Raw genomic sequence first — 22,177 nt, 5'->3', positions numbered from 1 at the left:
TGTGCTCCTCCCTGTGTCGTCGATTTGTTGCCGCGCCGAACCGGCGTGACGCCCGTGGCTCTCGATGGCCCGCGGCTTTAGAAGGAAGCTAACCGAAGTCGAATGCGGTGCATGCGTGGACGCCTCGTCCGGCTTGACGGGCAGTCTCATTTTTGAATGTTGCGGCGCAGATGGTTTCGCGGTGCAGCAGGCGAAGGATTCAGCAGCCCCTGGTTTGGGTCCAGGTGCTGCGACCATTCTCAGAGCGTGTCACACCCAGCCGCCATCGACGATGTAGTGTTGAGCGGTGCAGGCGGAGGCCTCGTCGGATGCGAGAAAGATGGTGAATTTCGCGACCTCGTCCGGTACGAGCCGACGCTTCAGGCACTGCCGCTGTTGCAGTTCGACCTCGCCGGCCGGCGTCATCCATTTCTCGAGCTGGCGTTCGGTCATGATCCAGCCCGGGGCGATTGCGTTCACGCGGATGTTGTAGGGACCGTAGTCGCGCGCCAGCGAGCGCGTCAGGCCGATTACGCCGGATTTGCTGGCGGTGTAGGCCGCCATGCCGCCTTGTCCGGCGATCCACGACACCGAGCCGAAATTGATGATGGCGCCGCCATTCGCGGCCTTCATGTCGGGGAGCACGGCTTGCGAGGCAAAGAACTGGTGCTTCAGATTCACCGCGATGCGGTCGTCCCAATATTCCGGCGTCATCTCCTCGGTTTTGTGCCGTTCGTCATGCGCGGCGTTGTTGATCAGGATGTTGATCGCGCCGTGCGCCTCGCGTGCCTCCGCGACGCCAGCGCGCAGTGCGGGGATGTCGGTCAGGTCGACGTGCTGGAAATGCGCAACCAGCCCTTGATCCGACAGCTCGCGCGCCAGGCGCTGGCCCTCGTCGATCTTGATGTCAAAGAACACGACCTTCGATTTCTGCTCCGCGAACCGCCGCACGATCGCAGCACCAATTCCCGCTGCGCCTCCGGTGACGAGCACGACCTTGCCGGCGAGGTCGGAATAGATGGCGGCCATGGGAACCTTTCAGTTTGTTACGAGCGGCGAAGGCCGCCCCGACTCTTTGGTGGACCTTAGCCATTTCGCTCGTGAGGTGCATAGGTCAGAATTTTAGTTGCGTACCTCAAAAACTGAAGGCAGGATTGCGGCCAAAGAACAAGAGCCGATTGGGAGGACGTGATGAGGCTGCTCGCCAAGCTGGGACTCACCGCCGCCGCATGCCTGCTTTGGGCCAATTCCGCGTCCGCCGACACGATCGTCAAATGGCTGCACATCGAGGTGAATCCGGCCCAGGTGAAGATCTGGGAGGAGGTCGCACGCAGCTATGAGGCGTCGCATCCCGGTGTGAAGGTCGAGATGCAGTTCCTCGAGAACGAGGCCTACAAGGCCAAGCTGCCGACCATCCTGCAATCCAAGGACCGGCCGAACATCATCTATAGCTGGGCCGGCGGCGTCTTGAAGACGCAGATCGATGCCGGCGTCCTCGACGACATCAACGACCAGGTGAAGGGCTATAGCGACAGCATCACGCCGGCGGCGCTCGCTGCATTCACGCGCGATGGCCGCGTCTACGGCCTGCCGATCGCGCTGTCGCAGGTCGGCTTCCTCTGCAACAAGGAACTGATGGCCAAGGCGAAGGTCGATCCCGCTTCCATCAAGACCTGGGACGATCTGCTCGCCGCGGTGAAGACAATCAAAGCAGCAGGCGTGACGCCGATCGTGGTCGGCGGCGCCGACAAATGGCCGCTGCATTTCTACTGGACCCATCTTGCGGTGCGCATCGGCGGCAAGGCAGCGTTCGACGCTGCATTGCGTGGCGAGAACGGCGGCTTCGCCGGCGAGACCTTCCAGAAATCCGGCGAGCTGTTCAAGCAGCTCGTCGATCTCCAGCCGTTCCAGAACGGCTTTCTCGGCTTCAAGAACCCACAGGCCGTTGGCTATTTCGGCGACGGCAAGGCCGCGATGACGCTCGCGATCAGCTCAGTCTATAATTTGCAGCGCGCGCTGGCTGCCGACAAAGTCGGATTGAGTGAAGACAAGATCTGCTGGTTCGATTTCCCTGTCGTACCCGGCGGCAAGGGCGCGCCCACGGATACGCTCGGCGGCATCACTGGCTGGCTGGTCACCAAGGGCTCGCCGAAGGAAGCGGTCGATTTCCTCAAGTACTTCATCTCCAAGGATGTGCAAACGCGGCTCGCCGCGGGCAGCTACATCATCCCCGTGGTGCAGGGCGCGGACGCCGGCCTCAACAATTCCTTCATGAAGCTGATCGCGGTCAATCTGGCAAAGTCGAACTACCACCAGAACTTCTACGATCAGAGTCTCGGCCCCTCGGTTGGTCGCGTCGTCAACGACGTCACGGCGGAGATCGCCGGTGGCAGCATGAGCCCGCAGGACGCTGCGAAAGCGATCGAAGCGGCCTTCAAGCAAGGTAACTGACGGTGCCGCGACGGATCGCGATCACTTCGCCGATCGGCATTGCCCGTGAGGCGGCTCCGCAGGCGCTGCGTGGCCCGGGGTGGGACGGTCGTTTCACCGTCCTGATCCTGTTCCTGCCGCCGGCACTGCTGCTGTTCACGCTGTTCGTGGTGCTGCCGATCGGCGAGGCGGCCTGGTACTCGGGCTTCAACTGGAACGGCTTCGGCAGGCCGACCAACTGGATCGGCTTCGACAATTATCGCTTCGTGCTGGAAACGCGTGCCTTCTGGCTGGCGCTGCGCAACAACGGGCTGATCATCGCGGTCTCGCTCGCGATCCAGCTGCCGCTCGCGCTCACGCTGGCCTTGATGCTCGCCGAGCGCTTTCGTGGCGCGGTGGCGCTGCGCATGCTGTTCTTCATGCCCTACATCCTGGCCGAGATTGCGACCGGGCTGATCTTCAGCTTCGTCTACGATGGCGACTACGGTCTTGTCGCCTCGATCTGGCGCACCTTCGGCGCCGAGCCGCCGCATCTCTTGGCCTCGACCGACACCGCGATGCTGGCCGTGCTGATCGTGATCGTGTGGAAGTATTTTGGCTTCCACATGATGCTGTTCATCGCGGCGCTCCAGAGCCTGGACAAAAGCCTGATCGAGGCAGCACGCATCGACGGGGCAACGCGCTCGCAAGCGCTGCGCCATGTCGTCATCCCCTTGCTCTATCCGACAATCCGGCTCTCCGTGTTCTTCGCCATCGTCGGCTCGCTGCAGCTGTTCGATCTGGTGATGCCGCTGACGCGCGGGGGACCGGCGGATTCCTCGAACACAATGGTGAGCTTCCTCTACAACAACGGCATTTCTCGGATGCGGGTCGGCTATGGCAGCGCCATCGGCGTCATCCTGTTCGTGATCTGCGTGACCTTTGCCTTCACCTACAAGCGATGGTTCATGCGCGATGAGTAACGCCGAGGCCACCCGCGCGCCGTTCGATCCCGCTGTGCTGTTCAAGGCGGCGTTCCTCGCCGTCGTTGCCATCTTCGTGCTGGTGCCGCTGCTCGCGACCTTGCTCGGCGGCTTCAAGTCGCTCGGCGAATTGCGCGTCAATCCGTTCGGCCTGCCGCGGCACTGGGAATGGCAGAATTATGCCGACATCCTGCTCTCTGCCCGTTACTGGCAGCTCCTGCGCAACTCGCTGATCATCTCGACGCTCACGGTGACGTTGACGCTGATCACCGCCTCGATGGCGGCGTTCACCTTCGCCCATGTCAGGTTCTACGGCAGCTCGATGCTGCTGAGCTACCTGACGCTCGGCCTGCTGTTTCCGGCGGCGACCGCCGTGCTGCCGCTGTTCATCAAGGTGGGCGATCTCGGGCTGCTCGATACCTATTTCGGCGTCGCGCTGCCGCAGGTGGCCTTCAGCCTGGCGATGAGCGTTCTGTTATTGCGGCGCTTCTTCAAGGACATCCCTTACGAGCTGCTGGAAGCAGCGCTGGTCGACGGGTGCACCTACATCAAGTTCTTCCGCTATGTGACGTTGCCTCTGTCACGGCCGATCCTGGCGACGGTCGGAACCATCACTTTCGTCAACAGCTGGAACGCCTATCTGCTGCCGCTGGTGATGCTCAACACCGATGCGCTCTATCCCTGGCCGCTCGGCATCATGATTTACCAGGGCGAATATTCGTCCGAATGGCATCTGATCCTCGCCTTCATCACGCTCACCATCCTGCCGACGATCATTCTGTTCCTGCTGGCGCAGAAGCATATCGTCGCCGGCCTCACCGCGGGCGCGGTCAAGGGATGAACGACACCTCACGGAGACAGAAAATGAGAAAAGTTGGCGTCGGAATCATTGGCTGCGGTGTGATCAGCACCGCCTACCTCAAGGCGGCACAGCGCTTCCCGGTGATGGAGGTCAGGGCGTTGGCTGACATGCGGAGCGACGTCGCGGAGAGGCAGGGCGTTGCCTTTGGGCTACCGGCGATGCGGGTCGACCAGTTGCTCAAACGCGACGACGTCGAGATCGTCGTCAATCTCACCGTGCCGCTGGCCCACACCGACATCAGCCTCGCGGTGTTGAACGCAGGCAAGCACGTCCATTCCGAGAAGCCGCTCGGCATCAACGTCGCGGAAGCCCGCAAGGTGATGGATCTCGCCGCGCAGAAGGGCCTTCGCGTCGGCTGCGCGCCCGACACGTTCCTCGGCGGCGGGCACCAGACCGCGCGCAAGCTGATCGACGACGGTGCGATCGGCACGCCGGTGGCGGGCAGCGCCTTCTTCGGCTGTCCCGGCCATGAGCGCTGGCATCCGGCGCCGGGTTTCTATTATTTACGCGGCGGCGGGCCGATGCTCGACATGGGCCCGTACTACATCACCGATCTCGTGCAACTGCTGGGCCCGGTCGCCAGTGTGATGGGCTCGACCTCGCGCCCGAAATCGGAGCGTCTGGTTACCAGCCAGCCGATGAACGGCACCTTGATTCCGGTCGAAGTCTCGACCCACGTCGCAGGGACGCTCGAGTTCGAGAGCGGAGCCGTCGTCTCGATCGCGATGAGCTTCGATGTGCCGAAGCACCGGCACGCGCCGATCGAGATCTATGGCGACAAGGGCAGCATGCTGGTGCCGGACCCGAACCGCTTCGGCGGCGAGGTGCAGGTCGCGAAGACGGGCGGCGAATTTGAGACGGTGCCGTCGACGCACGGTCACGTCGAAGGCGAGTTCCGTTCCATCGGTGTCGCCGACATGGCTTCCGCGATCCTGAACAACCGGCCACATCGCGCTAGCGGCGCGCTAGCCTTCCACGTGTTGGAGGTGATGGAGGCATTCCAGACCTCTGCCGACGAAGGGCGGCGCGTCAAGATCGAGAGCCGCGTCGAGCGGCCGGCGATGCTGCCGGCCGGACGTGAAACCGGACAGATCGACTGAGGATAGAAGCATGCGCAAGGCAATGATTGTATGGGGCGGCTGGCCAGGACACGATCCCGATCTCTGTGCCTCGATGATCCGCGGCTGGCTGAAGGCGGAAGGTTTCGAGGTGCGAATCGAAACGACGACAGAGGCATTCGGCGATCCCGAGATCCATGACCTCTCGTTGATCATCCCGATCTACACCATGTCGAAGATCGAGAAGGCGGACGCGCTCAATCTCTGCGCCGCGGTGCGTGGTGGCGTTGGGCTCGCGGGCCATCATGGCGGCATGTGCGATGCGTTCCGCGAGTCCGTCGACTACCAGTTCCTGTGCGGCGGGCAGTGGGTCGCGCATCCCGGCAACATCATCGACTACACGGTCGACTTGACGAAGCCGGATGACCCCATCATGAAAGGCCTGAAGAGTTTCGAGCATCGGTCCGAGCAATACTATATGCATGTCGACCCCGCCAACGAGGTGTTGGCGACGACCACTTTCACCGGCGAGCACGCATCCTGGATCGAGGGCGTGGTGATGCCGGTGGTCTGGAAGAAGCGTTACGGCGCGGGGAAGGTGTTCTATTCTTCGCTCGGGCACCGCGCCTACGAACTCGACGTGCCGGAAATCCGGACGTTGATGACCCGCGGCATGCTATGGGCGGCGCGCGAATGACAGCTGGCGCGACGCAGCCGGCGGTTCGCGCCACGCTGGAGGACGTCGCGCGTGCGGCGGGCGTCTCGCTCGCCACCGTCGATCGCGTCGTCAACCGGCGTGAGGGCGTGCGCGCCAAGACTGTCGCGCGTGTCGAGGCCGCGGTCGCCAAGCTCGGCTATCGCGCCGACGTCGCGGCGGCGCGGCTCGCGCGCGGGCAGAGCTTTCGCTTCGCCTTCGTGCTGCCGAGCGGCAGCAACAGCTTCATGACCAGCCTGACCGAGCAGGTCCAGCGCACCGCAGAGTGGCTCGCCGGCCAGCGCGGCTTCATCGACATCCACCATGTCGATGTGTTCGATCCGGACGTGCTCGCCGGCGCGCTGGAGACCTTGTCGCCGGCCTATCAGGGGGTGGCCGTCATCGCGCTCGACCATCCCAGGGTGCGCGCCGCGATCGACGAGCTCGCATCGCGCGGGGTCGCCGTGGTGACCCTTGTGTCGGACGCACCGAGCTCGCGCCGGCTCCATTATGTCGGAATAGACAATCCGGCCGCGGGCCGGACTGCGGCAACGCTGATGGGACGTTTCCTCGCCGGGGGCGAGGGGACGGTTGCGGTGATCGCGGGATCGTTGTCGCTGCGAGATCACACCGAGCGGCAGTTCGGCTTCCATCAGATTCTGTCCAGCGAGTATCCGAAGCTGCGCGCGCTCCCGGTCCTCGAAGGCCGCGACGACAGCGACCGCACACGGGAGCTCACGGCCGCGCTGCTCGCGCGTCATGCCGATCTCCGCGGCATCTATTGCTGCGGTGCCGGGAACCGCGGCATCGCCGATGCGCTCGAGGCCTCGGGCCGCGCGCGCGAGGTGGTCTGGATCACCCATGAGCTGACGCGGCACACGCGGCGTTTTCTGGTGCACGGCACGCTCGATGCCATCATCAACCAGGATCCCGGCCACGAGGCGCGCTCCGCGGCGCGCATCCTGCTGGCGCATTGCTCGGGTGAGCCCATCAGCCCCGACCAGGAGCGCATCCGCATCGACATTTTTCTGCGCGACAATCTGCCGTAATGGCGAGCGCGTCCGAGATGCGCAGGGTGCTTGGCGGCAACGATTGCGTCGCCCATCAATCGCGGCAAGCCTCGGTTGCCTTGCGACGGCTCAGGCAAGAGCCGCAGCCTCCCATGTTCACTCGGTCGCCTCCATGCGGTTTCGGTCCACCACCCACAGCGTCCGTCGCATCATGCCCTCGACAATCGCTGCCGACTCGCTTGGACGCAGATAGATCGCCGTGGACTTGAGCAGCCATGGCAGCACCGCTTGCTCGAGCCGCTCCTCATAGGCGCGGCGCATCATGTCAAATGCCTGCAGGCCGGGTCCCGCCAGGATCACATGGTGTGGGCGCAGCAATGATATCGTTGCCGCGACCGCCTCGGCAAGCGCGCGACCTGCCTGCTGGAACACGTGGTCGAGACGGGGATCGCCGCCCCGCGCTCGCTCGCGCAGGAGGGCCATCTGCGCCTCGGAAGGCTGTTGCGCCGCCGCCGGCGGCAGGTCGAGGAAAGTGCGAGCGTCGCGATAGAGCGCGTAGTCTGCAAGATGGGCCTCGATACAGCCGCGCTGGCCGCAGCGGCATTGCGGCCCGTTCGATCCCAGTTTGATATGGCCGATCTCGCTGCCGGCGCCGGCGCCCCAGCGCGCTTCGCCGTCGACAACGACGCCCATGCCGACGCCGTGGCCGACCATGATCGTGGCCGAGAGGCCCTGCGCCAGTGATGGATCCGCGGCGGTGAGGGCGAGCGCAACCGCGACAGCGTCATTCGCCATCACGACTTCGGCGTTGAAGGCCTCGCGCACCGGCTTCACCAGATCGACATCGGTGACGGAGAGCGCCGGACTCCACAGGTGCCGGCCAGTATCCGCGTTCACGATCCCCTGCAGGGCAATCCCAATTCCCAACAGGCGATGCCGCGGTGTGGCCGTCGCCTCAAGCATCGCGTCGATCTGCGCTATCACGAGGTCGCACAGCGCACCCGCATCGAGAGCTCGCGTCGCGATTTCGAGCCGCGATTGTGCCAGGCCGGAGCCGCTGAAATCCGCGATCAGCGTTTCAATCAGATTCATGCGCAGCGAGACCGCAATGATGCGGCCGAACTCCGGGTTCAGGGTCAGCAGCACGGCGGGCCGGCCACGGCGGCGGCCGTTCAGCCCGTCCGCATCGTCTTCGTCCGTGTCGTCGGGCCATGAGGTTGCCGCTGTCTCGGTCTCGCACAGCAACTCTTCCGCGATCAGTCGCGACGTCAGGCCAGAAACGGCAGGGAAGCTCAATCCCGTGCTCCGAGCGAGCTCCACACGCGGCAACGGCCCCTGGCGTCGCAAGACTTCGACGAGGCGGCCGCGGTTCGAGCCGCGGACGGTGCTTGAAATGCGTCTCGTCGGCTCAATTTGGTCAGCCATGTTGTCTCTTTTATTCATTGTGTGAAGTTAATATGGGGGCGGTTGGGGATGTGATCGAAAAAGCACAACAAGAAGGCGACGTCTCCTGGCGATATTTACTAATAAAATGCGTCATGTACTATCTCCGCTTGAAGAAGGGGCCAGTACATCCCGATTCCGATGTTTTTGCTCTGCGACATTTCTTCTCTTCGTAAATAAAATAAGGCGCAAAAGCGGCCTGAAGCCCTCATCCGGGGTGTCAAAGGGAGGTGAACATGAACGGATCAATGAAGAAATTGCTAGTCCCGTTGCTCGCGACCGCCGCGCTCGCGATGGTGACGGGGATGGCGCAGGCCCAGCAGAAGAAGACCATCGCGCTGGTCACCAACGTTGCGGCCGACTTCTGGACCATCGCCGGCCGCGGGCTCGAAAAGGCGCAGAAAGAACACCCGGAATACAATATCGAACTGATCGTCACCAACGAAGGCACGGCCGCGGGCCAGCGGCGCGAGCTGGACGACCTCTTGGTGCGCGGAGTCGCCGGCATCTCCATCTCGGTCGACGATGCACCGCATGCGACCGAACAGCTCAACAAGGTTGCGGCCAAGACCGTGTTGATCACGACCGATAGCGACGCGCCGCAGAGCAATCGTCTCGCCTATATCGGCACCGACAACGTCGCGGCCGGGCGACAAGCAGGCGAAGAGATCAAGAAGGCGCTGCCGAACGGCGGCAAGATCGCGCTGTTCGTCGGCACGATGGACGCGGACAATGCCCGCGAGCGGGTACAGGGGATCAAGGACGCGATCGCCGGCACCAAGGTCGAGCTGGTCGACGTGTTCACCGACCAGGTGGACTTCGCCAAGGCCAAGGCGAACATCGAGAACGTGCTCGTCAAATATCCCGACATCGCGCTGTTGTCCGGCCTTTGGAGCTACGAGACACCGCTGATCTATGACGCGGTCAAGGCGGCGGGCAAGGCCGGCAAGGTGAAGATCGTCGGTTTCGACGAGGACCAGCGCACGCTGCGGGGAATATCCGACGGCACAATCGAATCCACTGTCGTGCAGCAGCCGTACGAATTCGGGTACCTGTCCGCCACCAACATCATCAAGACGCTGAACGGCGACAAGTCCTGGATTCCGGCTGACAGCAAGCTGATCGTGCCAACCCAAGTGATCAGCAAATCCAACGTCGCGGAATTCACCGCAAATCTGAAAGGCCTGTTGAAGAAGTGACTTTCAGCGCCTTTCGACGCCCGGTGGCACGGCCGCCGGGCGTCGAGGCGGGAGGAAATGAATGGCGGAAATCCTGTTCGAACTCGCCGGAATCAGCAAGTCCTATCCCGGGGTCATGGCCCTCGACGACGTCAGCCTGCGCGTGTACCGCGGCGAGGTGTTGGGCTTGATCGGCGAGAACGGTGCCGGCAAATCGACGCTGATGCGCGTGCTGGGAGGCGTGGTCGCGCCGAGCAAGGGCGTGATCCGCATTGGCGGCGTCGACCACGCCCGCATGACCGTGAACGAGGCGACGCAGGCCGGCATCGCCTTCGTGCATCAGGAGCTGAACCTTTTCGAAAATCTCGACGTCGCCGCGAACGTCTTCATTGGACGCGAGAGGCTTGTCGGCGGTCCGCTGAAGCTGGTGGACGACGCGGAGATGCGCGCCCGCGTCACTCCGCTGCTGGAGCGGCTGGGCGCCGATTTCACCCCGGACACGCTGGTCGACAACCTGTCGATCGCCGAGCGTCAGCTGGTGGAGATCGCCAAGGCGCTCTCGATCGACGCCCGCGTGATCATCATGGACGAGCCGACCTCCAGCCTGACGATTTCGGAGACTGAACGGCTGCTCGAGGTGATTGCCGACCTTAAGGCGCACGGTATCTCGGTGATCTACATCTCTCACCGGCTCTGCGAGATCATGACCTGCGCCGACCGCGTCGTGGTGCTCCGCGACGGGCGCACGGTGGGAGAGCTGCCGCGGGACAGGCTGAGCCATGCCGCCATGATCCGGCTGATGATCGGTCGCGACCTCAAAGCGCTGCATTCGCCGCCGAAACGGCCGCCGCAGCCGGGCGGCTGCGACATCGTCGGCCTCGTGACATCGGCCTTTCCCGACCGGCAGATCGATCTTTCCGTGCGGCATGGCGAAATCCTCGGGCTGGCAGGGCTCGTCGGTGCCGGTCGCACTTCCTTGGCTCGTGCGGCTTTCGGCATTGACCCGCCGCTCGGTGGCGAGATCAGGATCGACAACGCGCCGGTCGATGTCGCATCGCCGCAGGACGCGATCAGGCAAGGCATCTATCTGATGCCGGAGGACCGCAAGAAATCCGGGCTCGTGCTGGAGCTGCCGATCCGGGAGAACGTGACGCTCGCCAGCCTGCTGAATTATGCGCGGATGTGGCTGGTCAGTGGCCCGGCCGAGCGCAAGGTCGCGAAAGAGCAGGTGAGGCGCCTCTCCATCAAGGTGCCGAGCATCGATATGGAGGCCGTGACGCTCTCCGGCGGCAACCAGCAAAAGGTCGTCCTGGGCAAGTGGCTTTCGATGCAGCCGCGCGTGATGTTCTTCGACGAGCCGACCCGTGGCGTCGATGTCGGTGCCAAGAGCGAGATCTACGCGCTGATGCGCGAGCTTGCGGACCAGGGCGTTGCGATCGTGATGATTTCTTCGGACATGGAGGAAGTCATAGGCGTCTCCGATCGGATCGCGGTGATGCATGAAGGGAGCGTCAGCGGCGTGCTCGAGCGCCCGCAGTTCAGCGAATACAACGTGTTGCAGCTTGCAATCGGGCAGGCGCCGGACACCGTGGAAGCGGCCGCGCCATGAACAAGAAAGAACTCGGCCTGGGTCTGCTGCTCGTGGTGATCTCCGCCGTGACGGGCGCGATCAATCCGGCATTCCTGTCGCTGGTGAACTTGCTGAACATGGCCAACCTGATCGGCCTGTTCGGTGTATTTGCGCTTGGCGAGGGGCTGGTGATCATCACCGGCGGCATTGACCTCTCGCTTGGCTCGATGTTCGCGCTGCTCGGCGTCGTATTCATCGACCTTCTGACGACTTTTCAGGTCCCTTGGCCCTTGGCGCTGCTGGCCGTGTTGCTGGGCGGTCTGGCGCTGGGCGCAATTCAGGGGTTGCTCGTCACCCGGCTGAAGATGCAGCCCTTCATCGTGACGCTGTGCGGGTTGCTGATCTATCGCGGCGCCGCCCGCTACTACACGAGCGACTCGACACGCGGCTTCGGCTATGGCGACGAGGCCGGAACGCTGAGCAGCATTGCCTCCGGCAATGTGGCGGGCATCCCGAACACCTTCATCCTTCTGATCATCCTTGCGCTCGTCCTCGGTGTGGTGCTGCACCGCTCGGTCTACGGGCGCTGGCTCTATGCCGTCGGCAAGAACGAGGAAGCGGCTCGCTTCTCGGGCATCAACACGAATTTCGTGATCGCAACCGCCTACATCATCAGCGGCGGGCTCGCCGGAGTTTCCACAGTCTTGTTCGTGTTCTACACGAACTCGGTGTCGCCGAGCTCATTCGGCAATTTCTATGAGCTCTACGCGATCGCGGCCGCCGTCCTCGGCGGGTGCAGCCTGCGCGGCGGCGAAGGCTCCATTCTCGGCATCGTCCTGGGGACCGCGCTGCTGCAGGTGTTGCAGAACCTCGTGAATATCCTGGGCATTCCCAATTCCCTGAACTTCGCGGTGATGGGGACGGTGATTCTGATCGGCGTGCTGGCGGATCATCAGTTGCAGGCCCGACGGCGGCGCAACATGGCGCTGGCCGGCCTCGCCCGCATGGCGCCGAGATCGACACTTGAACGACAGCAGGGCGCAGCACCGCGCGGCGTGGACGCGCTGCCGGCGAGAACGGGCGACCAAGCATGAGGGATTCGGCTCCAGTTGACACAGAGCGGCTTCGTGGGCGCGGCTGCGACGGTGTGCTGGGGAAGGAGCGCGTTCCAGGCTCGAGGGCTTGGCGGGAACGTGAGGCACGAATGACAAAGCCTGAGACGGCGGGAGGAGAAAAATGTTGCCCAGGTTTGTGAACACCGCATGTGCGTGGGGTGTGGGGATTGCTTTGTCATCGCTGATTGGCGGTGCGGTACACGCGGCCGATTTTTCAACGAAAGCGCCGCCTGTTCCTTATGCTGAGACCGAAGATTTCTGGACAAGACCATACTTGTTTGGCGATCTCGGCAGGACCAGGCTCAAGGAGCAGGGCATCGATCTGGGCCTGACGCTGGGTAATGAAACCGTCGGCAACCTGTCGGGCGGAGACAGGAACACCGCGGCCAATGCTGGACAATTGTGGTTCGGTGCCAAGCTCGATATGGCGAAGCTTGCCGGCATCCCGGGCGGCACGGTCGGCCTCACGCTGGTCCAGCGTTTCGGCGACAACCTGAATACCGAGGCAGGCATTCCGGCCTTGCAGCTGACCAACGAAGTTTTCGGCCGCGGCAATATCTTTCGCCTGACCCAACTCTATTACTCGCAGAAGCTTTTCAATGATCAGCTTGAACTCAAGGGCGGCCGTCTACCAGTCGGCTCCGACTTCTTCTTCGGTCTGTGCGAGTTCATCAACCTGACCTTCTGCGGCGGTCAGCCCGGCAACATCCAGGGCGGCTACATCTATAACTGGCCGGTGAGCCAATGGGCCGGTGTCGTCCACTACAACTTCGCCCAGGATTTCCAATTGTCGGTCGGCGTCTACGACGCCAATCCGACTTATCTGACCACGTCGGATCCCAGCATCTACTTCTTGCCGGGCGTCCCTGGCTCGAACCGCGCCTCGGGTGTGATGGTGCCGGTGGAGTTGGTCTGGGCGCCGAAAGGTCCCCTCAACGGGACCTGGAGATTGGGCGGCTGGTATGACAGCGCGTCGACGATCGATGGTGGCCTTCCGGGTGTCATTCAGGTCATCCCTGGCGTCGGTGGTGTCCCGGACCAGTTTCTGGGAGACCAAAGAGGCCGCTACGGCGTCTATGAGTCGATCCTGCAGCGCTTGACCGTTGACGGACCCGGGGCGGTGGGTTGGTATACCTTCCTCAATACGACCGTCGCCGATCACAGGACAGCGTTCCAGGACTACCAGATCGCCTTGGGCTTCAGGCACACCGGAACGTTCTCCTGGCGTCCCCAGGACGAAGTTGGGTTCGCGGTAGGCACGACCCACGTCAATACGGCCGCCCTCAGTCCTAATGCGGGCGGAAACGAAGTTCCGATCGAAGTCTGGTACGGCTGGCAGGCAACCGGCTGGATGAACCTCAAGTTCGATGCGCAGTATGTCATCAATCCTGGCGGGCGCGGGTTTAATGCTGCCGGCGTGAAGACCGACAATGCCTGGGTCCTTGGCATGCGAACCGAGGTCCACTTCTGATGCTGTGCTAGCCGTCCGGGTCAAAAGCCTAGACGACTCTGACTCGAAAGGTGAGTGCATGCCCGGATACGGGCATGCCGAGCCCGGATTCGATCCGCAACCGGTTGGAGCTTGCGGGATCGACATTGCTGTCCCTTGCGCGATACGAACCTCATTTTAGTCGAACGGCGCGCGCGTTCAGGCCATGGATGCGTAGATCCGCGCGGGAAAGCGTGCAGCGGTCGAGCGACTTGCGGTGCTCCGGGCTTCCAGAAGCACGACAATTATACGCACATTGCGTCCGGAAAGGACTTGTCGGCCAGGATCAGCGCATCGGATGATCGGAGCCCAGCGGTGATCAAGAAGAGGAGAGATGTGAAGGACTTCACACGGCGGCCCCGAGCCTTGCACTAGTCAGGATTGAGACAGTCTCAATCGAGGTTCACATGAAACTCCTGATGATCTCAGGCCTGACCGCCCTCGCGCTCTTCTTGGCCGCAACGAGCATTCCGCGAGCACATCCGCCATCGGTGAGTCATACATCGGCAGCAGAGATGCCCACTGTGCAAGAGATGCAAAAGATGGCGCAACAAAGCAAACTGCCAGTTGAGGATTTCGAGGATCGATCACTGGTGTTTCCAAGGGGAACACAGCGGTAGAGAGAATGCTGCCATGGCATCTCGAACCAACCACGGTTCGAGCGTGCGTTGCGCAGCTCGCGTGCTATCGAACAGCTTGATGGGGCTGGCGGCTGGTCCGCTTGCGAGAGCAGCAATATCTCAAGTGTCTTCCTAAGGACTCATGAAGATCCTAAGGACTCATGAAGATCGGGTTGATCCCAACAGGATCCCCGGACAGTCCGAAGGATTGAAGCTCCGCACGGTGGAGGTCGATCTCAAGGACAGCCAATAGTAACCCGAGCGCGGCGACGATGTAGATGAGCACGGGCGACGCGGCCTGGCTGGCGGGATCGCGATTTCGCGGCAAAGTGCGAAAGTGCCACAACCGCGAGATAAGCTGCCGATATGCTTTCGGATGCAGTTGCATGTTCGGCCTCAATTGGTGAGGGGCCTTTGGCAAGCCTGCGACCACGCAGCTCGCCATTCAAGGCGCCGCTTGTCGCAGCCTGGAACCGGACATGAGCTCCCTTCGTTGAGCTGGATCAAGTGGGATGGTTTTCTCCCCGGGAGCCGAGCCTGCCGGGTGTTTCGCTGTGATCATCTCCGGCGGCAGTGGATTGGGACCTTGCGCCTCGCGACCCTGCTTTTGACAGCATCGCTGCTCCCGGCGCTGCAACCCGCGCAAGCGCAGTTGGCGGGACACGGCGGACCTGTCCGTGCGATCGCCGTCTCGGCCGATGGCAAGACTGTTTTGTCGGGTAGCTTCGACACTGCAGCGATCCGATGGTCGCTGGCGACCGAGTCCGCCGAGCAGGTCCTTCGCTTCCATTCGGATGCGGTGAATGCGGTTGCCTTCCTCGGAGATGGAAGAATGGCAACGGCTGGCGCGGACGGCCAGATTGCGATTTGGACGCCAGGCCGGCCGCAGCCCGACCGGGTTCTCGAAGGCCATACGGGGCCCATTGTCGGGCTCGCCGTTTCGCCCGATGCGTCGGAGCTTGCATCGGCCTCGTGGGACCATACCGTGCGGCTATGGTCTCTTTTGGATGGTACGTCGCGCGTGCTGGAGGGGCATTCGCAAAACGTCAATGCCGTTGCCTTTACGCCGGATCGACTATCGCTCGTGAGTGTCGGCTACGACCTGACGGCGCGGGTCTGGCATTTGGCGGATGGGACATCGGAGATTGCAACGTTGCCGGCGTCATTGAACGCAGTTGCGATAGCGCCGGATGGCGAAATCGTCGCGGGCGCGGCAGACGGCAAGCTGCGCATGATGACCTCGGATGGCAGGGAGAGCGGCGAGGTCATGGCCGCCGCTGCGCCGATCGTGTCCTTGGCGGTTTCGCATGACGGCGTCTTGATCGCCGCGGCCGGAATTGGCGGAACCGTGGCGATCGTCGATCGCAAGGCGCGCAGCGTGCTGCGCACGCTCGTTGGGCCCGGAATGCCGGTCTGGTCAGTTGCGTTCCTGCCCGATGGCGCAACGTTGCTGACCGGCGGCGCCGACGGCAAGATCAGGCGCTGGAATGTACTAACTGGCGAAGCCACCGGCTCTAACCTCCTGGGCACGCCGGCGGATCCGCTTGCCGCCTATGCCGGCGATCACGGCGCCGAAGTCTTCAGGGCCTGCGTCGCCTGCCACACGTTGTCGGAGACGGAGGTCCAGCGCGCCGGCCCGACGCTTGCCCGACTTTACGGTCGGAAGATCGCCTCGCTGCCGGGCTATCGCTTCTCCGAAGCGCTCAAGGCGATGGACATCGTCTGGACGCCGGAGACCGTCTCCAAGCTGTTCGAGATCGGGCCGAACGCCTATACGCCCGGCACGAAGATGCCGGAACAACACATCGGCTCGGCCGAGGATCGCCGGGCGCTCACGGATTTTCTCGGCCGCGCGGCATCGAAGTAGGGCGCTAATACGCCGGCCATTGCTCCACGGGAATGTTCGTTAACTCCGGGCGCTCCCTAAACATGCGGGCGACGTCGACGCTGGGATGCTCCTTGAGCGCCTCCACGACACACTGATTGACATATTTCCGGCGCGACAGCCACTTGATCTGCTTGCCCTTCGCCTCTGCCTTGCAGGCAACGATCGCCTGCTTGAGCGCAATCTTCTCGGCCTTGGTGAGGGCGGCAGCCTCTGCTGCACCGGCGGCAAGGACAGTGGCGACAAGGCACGGCAGCAGGAGCATCATGAAGCGTGGCATGCGGCTAATCCTTGTTCTCGCGTCGGCGCAGGTAATCATCAGTCGTCCGTGGCGGCGCGCGTTCCGGCACGCCCTGGAACGGATCGAACTGCTGTTCGCTCATCAGGATGACGCGACAGTCGGCGCACATTCGCAAGGCCTCGAGCCTCTTGTCGCCGGCAGGATACATCCAGTGCCGACCCTCGAGCTTTGCCGCAATCCGATCGATCGTGCTCTTCACGCCGAACGGGATGCCGCAACGGATACACAGCGCGGGCTCTTCTTCCTTGATCACGACCGTAGACGCGCGCGCTGCGCGGAAATCGATCTGCGGCTTCAGCGTGATGACCTTTTCGGGGCAGGTGCTCTGGCACAGGCCGCATTGCACGCAGGCGTCTTCGACGAACTTGAGCACAGGCCGCTCGGGATCGTCGCGAAGCGCGCCGGTCGGGCACGCCGAAACACAGGATAGGCACAGGGTGCAGCCATCCGTCTTGACGCTGATCGCGCCAATCGGAGCGCCCTGCGGCAAAGCGATCACATCGACCGGCTTTGGTGCCAGGCGGTGCAATTCGCTGAGGGCAAATCGCAGCAGATCGCGCCGCTTTCCGACAGTCCTAAAGGTCGCGGGCGGCTCGACCGTTGCAAGCATCTCGATTCCGCCCAGTTGCGCACCCAGCGCGTCGGGATCGTCCGTTTCGATCGTCGCGACACGGTGTCCATCGAATCCGAGGCCCGCAAGAATGGCTTCGGCCATCGCGATCGTCTGCAATAGTCCGGTCACCTCGTGACGCGGTCTTGCGCGCAGCAGAAAACGCACGGCTGACGCACCATAGGCAAATGCGCCGATCACCGCTTCGAGCCCGACCTGTGTCAGCTCGTTGACGGCGAGGGGAAGCACGTTAGCCGGCAATCCGTCGCCGTGACGGGCGAGCGCATCGATCAGCGGCGTACCGTGCTGGCTGTCATGCAGCATCACCACCGGATGCGCGCCGCCGGCCTCGTGATAAGTGAGCAACATGGCGCGCAGGATCTGTAACTGGGTATCGGCGGGCGGCAGCGCGTAGGATACGGCGCCCGTGGGGCAGGCGGCAGCGCATTGCCCGCAGCCTGCGCAGACTTCCGCGTTGACAGCGACATGGTCGCCAGCAGGCGTGATCGCGCCGGTCGGGCACAAATCGAGGCAGCGATGGCACCCGGTCAGCTTCGAGCGCGAATGTGCGCAAAGGCCGGGCGTGAAGTCGACATATCTCGGCTTGTCAAAGCTGCCGATGAGATCTCGCGCAGCAAGTACCGCACGCAGCACGGCGGCGGGATCCTTGGGATCTGCGCGCAAGTAGCCGTCGCGCAGATCATGCGCGGGAAACAGCGGCGGCTCGCCGGAGAGGTCAAGCATGAGATCGCAGCGCGAAGTTGCGGCGTTGCGTGGGGGTTCGAACACGAAGCGGTCGCGCGAGGAGGGGCGGGGCCGCGCATAGTCGTCGATCGTGAACTCGAAGGCGCCGAAATGTCCTTTCGCGTTGCGGATGGTTCCCTTCACGATCGGGAAGACCGTCGCTGCAGGCGGTGTGATGTCTGTCGGTTGCTTGAGCATGACCGTGACATCAAGATGGTCCGCAAGCAGCCGTCCGGCCTCGATTGCGGCCTCGTCGCGTCCATAGATCAGGATGACGCCGTCGCTCGACATCGTGACGAGCGGATAGTCCGGCCTCGGAATCGCAGCCGCCGCGAGCAGCGCGGACATCTTGGCACCCGTATCCGCGCCATCGCGCGACCAGCCCGCCGTCTCACGGATGTTGACGAAAGTGATCTCGTCAGGGCGTTCGCCGGCCTCATCGGAGAACTGAGCCGCCTGCTGCGTGCAGGCGACCGTCAGCGGGCCATCCGCTTTTGCGGCGGCGCGGAAATGACCGAGTTCCGCACCGCAGAGATGTCGAAAGCTTTTGATCTCACAATTGGGGCAGCCACGCCGGATCACCGCCGTGTCGAGGCGCATCGTGTCCTCACACGAGCAGATCAGGACGGTCTTCGCTGGTTGCTCCAGGTGAATCCCTCCGTCAGTGCGGCCCGGGCTTAGCGGACTCGCGCCGTTCCCTTGCCTCGTATAGATTTTCACTATCGGGAAGAAAAGGAAAGTGGAGGACGGCCGTGCCGTCGCGCCCTACCAGCCATGTTTCCCTGGCGGAACCGATCCATCTGCCGCCGCCGTTCGCGCTCGTCCGGTTGCGCGAGGCCGGGGACGCCTTTGCCCACGCTTGCCGCACTGCACCCGAAAACGGCGCTGGCACGCTGGTCTATGTCGGGCGGTTCGATCTTGCCGAGTTCGCCGTGGTGCTCGAGCCGGGCGAACCCTTGAGGACCGCGCGACGCGCCTTCTACGCCGGCATGGTCGCGCTCACCGACGCGCTCCGCGCCTATGCACCGCCGAACAAGACGGTGGCGATCGACTGGCCCGACGCGGTCAACATCGACGGCGGGCTGGTCGGCGGTGGGCGGATGGGGTGGCCGTCGACGGCGCGCGAGGACGAGCCGCCCGCCTGGCTGGTGTTTGGCGCCATGATCCGGACGGTCGCAATGGCCGACCAGGGGCCCGGCGTTCATCCGCTCGCATCCGCGCTCGACGAGGAGGGGTTTGGCGAAGCCGGAGCGGTGCAGGTGACCGAGAGCTTCGCGCGGCATCTGATGAGGGTCTTCGATGGTTGGCAGGTCGATGGCTTCGACAGCGTTGCGCGGGACTATCTCAGTCGCATGGCCCGCGAGCGGAAAATGGTATTGCGGATCGATGATTGCGGCGATCTCCTCACACGCCGTCTCAACACTGACCGGACTGAGAGGAGCGAACTCGTCAAAGCGCTAGCCACGCCGTCTTGGCTCGATCCGAAGCTCGGAGGGCCAAGGCTGTGAGACTCTTGCGCACCATCGCGCTCGATCCTTCCGACACCTTCGTGTTCGACGTGGCGTCCGTATCAGGCGAATGGGCCGTATCCGGCGCCTTCCGCTTCTGCGATCTGGATCCGGCGAGGCTGAGCGGCAAGGCACGCGCGGCGTTCCGCGGCGGGTTCCTTGGAGTGCAATCCTGGGGCTGGTCGACGCTGGTGCAGATTGTGCCGGCAACGGAGGACGATTGCCGGACGCTGATCGAGCTCCTCGCCGGGCAACTCATGGATCGTTTCGGTGCGCCGGATCTGGCAACCGCGCGGATGGCTGCGGAAGATGAGGTTGCCTTTGCGCAGGCCCTTTGCACGCATCCTGTCAGTTCGCTCATAGCCGTCCACCGCTCGGTGAGCGACGGCGAGGTCCGCGAGTCCTTCCGCAGGCTGCGACTGCGGGAAGGGCAGGGCCATGGCAAGGCATTCTCATTCATGGAGGTGGAGGACGACGTCGAGCTCGACCATGATCTTCACCCTGCCGATATGGGCCAGGAGCCGCGGAATCGATGAAGGATTTCTGGATCGCGTGTGGTCACCATCTGCTCGATCGCGACGAGAGCGGTGGACTCTGCGTCACGGATGAATTCCTGAAGGCTTATTTTGCCCGTCCCGAGCTGATGCCGCCGGACGACGCATGCCCGGTCGAAAGAAGGCTGCACCGCGAGTTACTCGCTGGTCCGCGCCAGCCAGTGGGCGATGACGAGATCGCTGCGATCGCCGATGCGGACGCACGCGAAAACTGGCGGTTCGTGCTCGCCTTTCGCGATCTCCTGCTGCGGCATCCGACGCTCGAGGCTGCTTACCTTGCTACGGTCCGGTCGCGGACCAACGATCTGCCGCCGCTATTCGTCAATCAGCTCGTGCACGTGATTCTGCGCAATGCGCTGGATGGCTGCGATGATCCATTCGTACCGCGTGCCGCCGAACTGTTCTTCCGGCCGCAGCGCGTCCTGCCGCATGAGCAGGCCTTGCTGCTCGGCGATGACGAGGTGGTCGGCGGCCAGAGCCCGACCCCAGTGCTCTCGCTGATGTCAATGCTGGGAGCCGTAACCGACGCCCAGCTTGACGTGCTGAACGAGGAGAATGCCGACGAGTATTGGCAGCGCAGCGACCATTTCGACATGGCGTTCGACCTCACCGCGGGTGACCGCGGCCCGCATGCGCTGGCGCAGGCGATGGGACGCTGGATTTCCCATCTGCTAGCGGTCGACGTCGCCATCGAGCCGTTGCGCGAGCTGCAGGATGAGCAACTCAGCTGGTATGTGGGGCTGGACACGGACGCCACGGCTCTCGGCGACCGTCTCTGGCATGGCGAGCAGCTCGACGAACTCAGCGCCGGACGCGTGCTCGCGTTGTTTCGCCTGACGTTTGCGGACAGCGGTGCAGCCATAGCGAATATGCAGGGCGAGCCGGTCCATCTCATCCTGGCGATGACGCCGGACCAGAAGCTCCGGATGAAGCCGCAGAATCTGCTCACGGGGCTGCCGATCAAACGCCTGGAGATGGTAACGTGACCCCCGCCGCGCTGCCGGTTATGTGCATTCCCGTCGGCATCGTGGTCGAGCGGCGCAAGGCGGACTCGCCGTGGGCTGACTTCGTCTGGCGCTGCGTCGCCGTGCTGCCAGATGAGCCCGAGACAAAGCCCTGGACGGTGCTCCGCGAAGAGGACGGCAAAATCCTGTTTTATGCCGGCAGCGCGGCGGTTGATCTCTATCCATCCGAGACTGCGCGCTACCGCGACAATCTGGCCTCGGGGGCGCCGAGCATCTGGACCGTGCTATCACCCGCGGAAGGCATCTGGCCTTATTCGGTGGCGGCCGCCACCGCCGATCCTGCGGAGGGCGAGGCGTTCACCGAGGCCGGCGCCAATCTCGTCGAGGCGGTGCCGATGCCGGAGGTGCTGCGCGCGGCGATTGAAAGGTTCGTGGCCGAGCACCACGTCGAACGTGAGTTCTTCAAGCGCAAGCGGCGGCAGGCCGATCCAGAGGCGCTGGCGCGCCGGCAGCACGAGGGCGGACACGAATGAGTGATGACAAGTTCCTGGCGCGCTGGTCCCGTCGTAAGCACGAGGCAAGCGCGAACGCCGCGCAGCCGGACCCGGCAGTGCGCGAGGACATGCAGTCGGCACCGGTGTCCGTCGCGAAAGCCGACGAAGCGGAGTTCGACCTGTCGAGCTTGCCCTCGATCGACTCGATCACGTCGGCAACTGACATCAAGGCCTTTCTGCACAAAGGCATTCCGCGGGAGCTGACGCGTGCGGCGCTTCGTCGCGCCTGGAGCGCCGATCCGGCCATTCGCGACTTCGTCGGGCTCGCGGAGAACGCCTGGGATTTCAACGATCCCTCTGCGATGCCGGGTTTTGGCCCGCTGGATTGTTCCGAGGCAGAGCTGGCCGCACTCGTGGACAGGATCGTCGGTGGCCTCAGCAAGTCGGCCGAGACGCTGTCTGAGGCTCCCGTTGAAGTCACGGATTCTTCGTCAGAATTGAGCCGAGCCGAGACGCCGCGCGATGACCTCGTCGCCGAAGAGGCGGCGACCACCGAACCCGTACCTCCTCCTGCTGCAACGCAACTAACGGGCGCCGAAAGCACTAAGACCGAACAGGCATCGGCTCGGCGCCGCGCGCATGGCGGCGCGCTGCCCTGCTAGGTCCCCCGACGAAAGGCCATAGCCTCGGACTATGGGGCAATTGA

Annotated in this window: 22 protein-coding genes; 17 read left to right on the top strand and 5 right to left on the bottom strand. The window is 63.5% G+C overall.

All coding sequences use genetic code 11. From position 1 onward, the window contains the following. Positions 1-249: 249 nt before the first annotated feature. A complete protein-coding gene (locus QA642_RS31245) occupies positions 250-1,008 on the bottom strand; it encodes an SDR family NAD(P)-dependent oxidoreductase (protein ID WP_283080291.1) in 759 nt (252 codons plus the stop codon). A 162-nt stretch (positions 1,009-1,170) separates the two neighbouring features. Between QA642_RS31245 and QA642_RS31240 the strand changes: the two genes are divergently transcribed. The 6 genes from QA642_RS31240 to QA642_RS31215 are packed head-to-tail and all read left to right on the top strand — an operon-like array spanning position 1,171 to position 7,034. Continuing rightward, positions 1,171-2,430 carry an extracellular solute-binding protein gene (locus QA642_RS31240; protein WP_283080290.1) on the top strand — a complete coding sequence of 420 codons (1,260 nt, stop codon included), beginning with the start codon at positions 1,171-1,173 and terminating at the stop codon, positions 2,428-2,430. A 2-nt stretch (positions 2,431-2,432) separates the two neighbouring features. Further along, positions 2,433-3,371, top strand: a complete 939-nt coding sequence (locus tag QA642_RS31235; RefSeq protein ID WP_283080289.1) for a sugar ABC transporter permease — start codon at positions 2,433-2,435, stop codon at positions 3,369-3,371. Then, positions 3,364-4,212 (top strand): carbohydrate ABC transporter permease, encoded by an 849-nt coding sequence (locus QA642_RS31230; RefSeq protein ID WP_283080288.1) that lies wholly within the window; start codon positions 3,364-3,366, stop codon positions 4,210-4,212. Before QA642_RS31235 ends, QA642_RS31230 begins: the two co-directional genes overlap by 8 nt. 23 nt (positions 4,213-4,235) lie before the next feature. Next, a complete protein-coding gene (locus QA642_RS31225; RefSeq protein WP_283080287.1) occupies positions 4,236-5,333 on the top strand; it encodes a Gfo/Idh/MocA family oxidoreductase in 1,098 nt (365 codons plus the stop codon). 10 nt (positions 5,334-5,343) lie between these two features. Next, positions 5,344-5,988, top strand: coding sequence for a ThuA domain-containing protein (locus tag QA642_RS31220; protein WP_283080286.1), 645 nt, complete (start codon positions 5,344-5,346; stop codon positions 5,986-5,988). Then, complete coding sequence (locus tag QA642_RS31215; protein ID WP_283080285.1) at positions 5,985-7,034, top strand: LacI family DNA-binding transcriptional regulator; 1,050 nt, start codon at positions 5,985-5,987, stop codon at positions 7,032-7,034. The genes QA642_RS31220 and QA642_RS31215 overlap by 4 nt, the downstream gene beginning before the upstream one ends. A 117-nt stretch (positions 7,035-7,151) precedes the next feature. Here the strand turns inward: QA642_RS31215 and QA642_RS31210 are convergent, their stop codons facing one another. Then, positions 7,152-8,420, bottom strand: coding sequence for an ROK family protein (locus QA642_RS31210; RefSeq protein ID WP_283080284.1), 1,269 nt, complete (start codon positions 8,418-8,420; stop codon positions 7,152-7,154). A gap of 254 nt (positions 8,421-8,674) precedes the next feature. Here QA642_RS31210 and QA642_RS31205 point away from each other — a divergent pair, with 254 nt between their 5' ends. The 5 genes from QA642_RS31205 (at position 8,675) to QA642_RS31185 (ending at position 14,410) form a co-directional block, all read left to right on the top strand. Further along, complete coding sequence (locus QA642_RS31205; protein WP_283080283.1) at positions 8,675-9,637, top strand: sugar-binding protein; 963 nt, start codon at positions 8,675-8,677, stop codon at positions 9,635-9,637. Between the two features lie 61 nt (positions 9,638-9,698). Continuing rightward, positions 9,699-11,225 (top strand): sugar ABC transporter ATP-binding protein, encoded by a 1,527-nt coding sequence (locus QA642_RS31200; protein WP_283080282.1) that lies wholly within the window; start codon positions 9,699-9,701, stop codon positions 11,223-11,225. After that, a complete protein-coding gene (locus QA642_RS31195) occupies positions 11,222-12,280 on the top strand; it encodes an ABC transporter permease (RefSeq protein ID WP_283080281.1) in 1,059 nt (352 codons plus the stop codon). Before QA642_RS31200 ends, QA642_RS31195 begins: the two co-directional genes overlap by 4 nt. Before the next feature lie 142 nt (positions 12,281-12,422). Continuing rightward, positions 12,423-13,772: a carbohydrate porin gene (locus tag QA642_RS31190; protein WP_283080280.1), complete on the top strand. Its 1,350-nt coding sequence runs from the start codon at positions 12,423-12,425 to the stop codon at positions 13,770-13,772. A 425-nt stretch (positions 13,773-14,197) separates the two neighbouring features. Next, complete coding sequence (locus tag QA642_RS31185; protein ID WP_283080279.1) at positions 14,198-14,410, top strand: hypothetical protein; 213 nt, start codon at positions 14,198-14,200, stop codon at positions 14,408-14,410. Positions 14,411-14,561: 151 nt separating this feature from the next. Here QA642_RS31185 and QA642_RS31180 read toward each other — a convergent pair whose 3' ends face one another. Next, positions 14,562-14,798: a hypothetical protein gene (locus QA642_RS31180; protein WP_283080278.1), complete on the bottom strand. Its 237-nt coding sequence runs from the start codon at positions 14,796-14,798 to the stop codon at positions 14,562-14,564. Between the two features lie 198 nt (positions 14,799-14,996). On the opposite strand from QA642_RS31180, the gene QA642_RS31175 reads away from it, so the two are divergent. Further along, the gene (locus QA642_RS31175) at positions 14,997-16,277 is read left to right on the top strand and encodes a c-type cytochrome (RefSeq protein WP_283080277.1); all 1,281 of its coding nucleotides are present in this window, start codon (positions 14,997-14,999) and stop codon (positions 16,275-16,277) included. 4 nt (positions 16,278-16,281) lie between these two features. Here the strand turns inward: QA642_RS31175 and QA642_RS31170 are convergent, their stop codons facing one another. Both QA642_RS31170 and QA642_RS31165 read right to left on the bottom strand, forming a co-directional pair. Next, positions 16,282-16,575 (bottom strand): hypothetical protein, encoded by a 294-nt coding sequence (locus QA642_RS31170; protein ID WP_283080276.1) that lies wholly within the window; start codon positions 16,573-16,575, stop codon positions 16,282-16,284. A 4-nt stretch (positions 16,576-16,579) separates the two neighbouring features. Further along, positions 16,580-18,550 carry a 4Fe-4S binding protein gene (locus tag QA642_RS31165; RefSeq protein WP_283080275.1) on the bottom strand — a complete coding sequence of 657 codons (1,971 nt, stop codon included), beginning with the start codon at positions 18,548-18,550 and terminating at the stop codon, positions 16,580-16,582. Between the two features lie 152 nt (positions 18,551-18,702). On the opposite strand from QA642_RS31165, the gene QA642_RS31160 reads away from it, so the two are divergent. Genes QA642_RS31160 through QA642_RS31140 form a run of 5 tightly spaced genes read left to right on the top strand, consistent with a single transcriptional unit; the run spans position 18,703 to position 22,133 of the window. Beyond that, positions 18,703-19,458, top strand: coding sequence for a biotin/lipoate--protein ligase family protein (locus QA642_RS31160; RefSeq protein WP_283080274.1), 756 nt, complete (start codon positions 18,703-18,705; stop codon positions 19,456-19,458). Then, on the top strand, positions 19,455-19,994 hold the full coding sequence (locus QA642_RS31155) for a DUF6505 family protein (protein WP_283080273.1): 540 nt from the start codon (positions 19,455-19,457) through the stop codon (positions 19,992-19,994). The genes QA642_RS31160 and QA642_RS31155 overlap by 4 nt, the downstream gene beginning before the upstream one ends. After that, positions 19,991-20,998, top strand: a complete 1,008-nt coding sequence (locus QA642_RS31150) for a DUF6352 family protein (protein ID WP_283080272.1) — start codon at positions 19,991-19,993, stop codon at positions 20,996-20,998. Before QA642_RS31155 ends, QA642_RS31150 begins: the two co-directional genes overlap by 4 nt. Beyond that, entirely contained in the window at positions 20,995-21,510 is a 516-nt protein-coding gene (locus QA642_RS31145) for a DUF3305 domain-containing protein (protein WP_283080271.1), read from the top strand. The genes QA642_RS31150 and QA642_RS31145 overlap by 4 nt, the downstream gene beginning before the upstream one ends. Further along, a complete protein-coding gene (locus tag QA642_RS31140; RefSeq protein ID WP_283080270.1) occupies positions 21,507-22,133 on the top strand; it encodes a DUF3306 domain-containing protein in 627 nt (208 codons plus the stop codon). The genes QA642_RS31145 and QA642_RS31140 overlap by 4 nt, the downstream gene beginning before the upstream one ends. Positions 22,134-22,177 lie beyond the last annotated feature (44 nt).

The sequence above is a fragment of the Bradyrhizobium sp. CB2312 genome (assembly GCF_029714425.1).
Lineage (GTDB): Bacteria > Pseudomonadota > Alphaproteobacteria > Rhizobiales > Xanthobacteraceae > Bradyrhizobium.
This window is presented reverse-complemented; position numbering and strand designations above follow the sequence as displayed.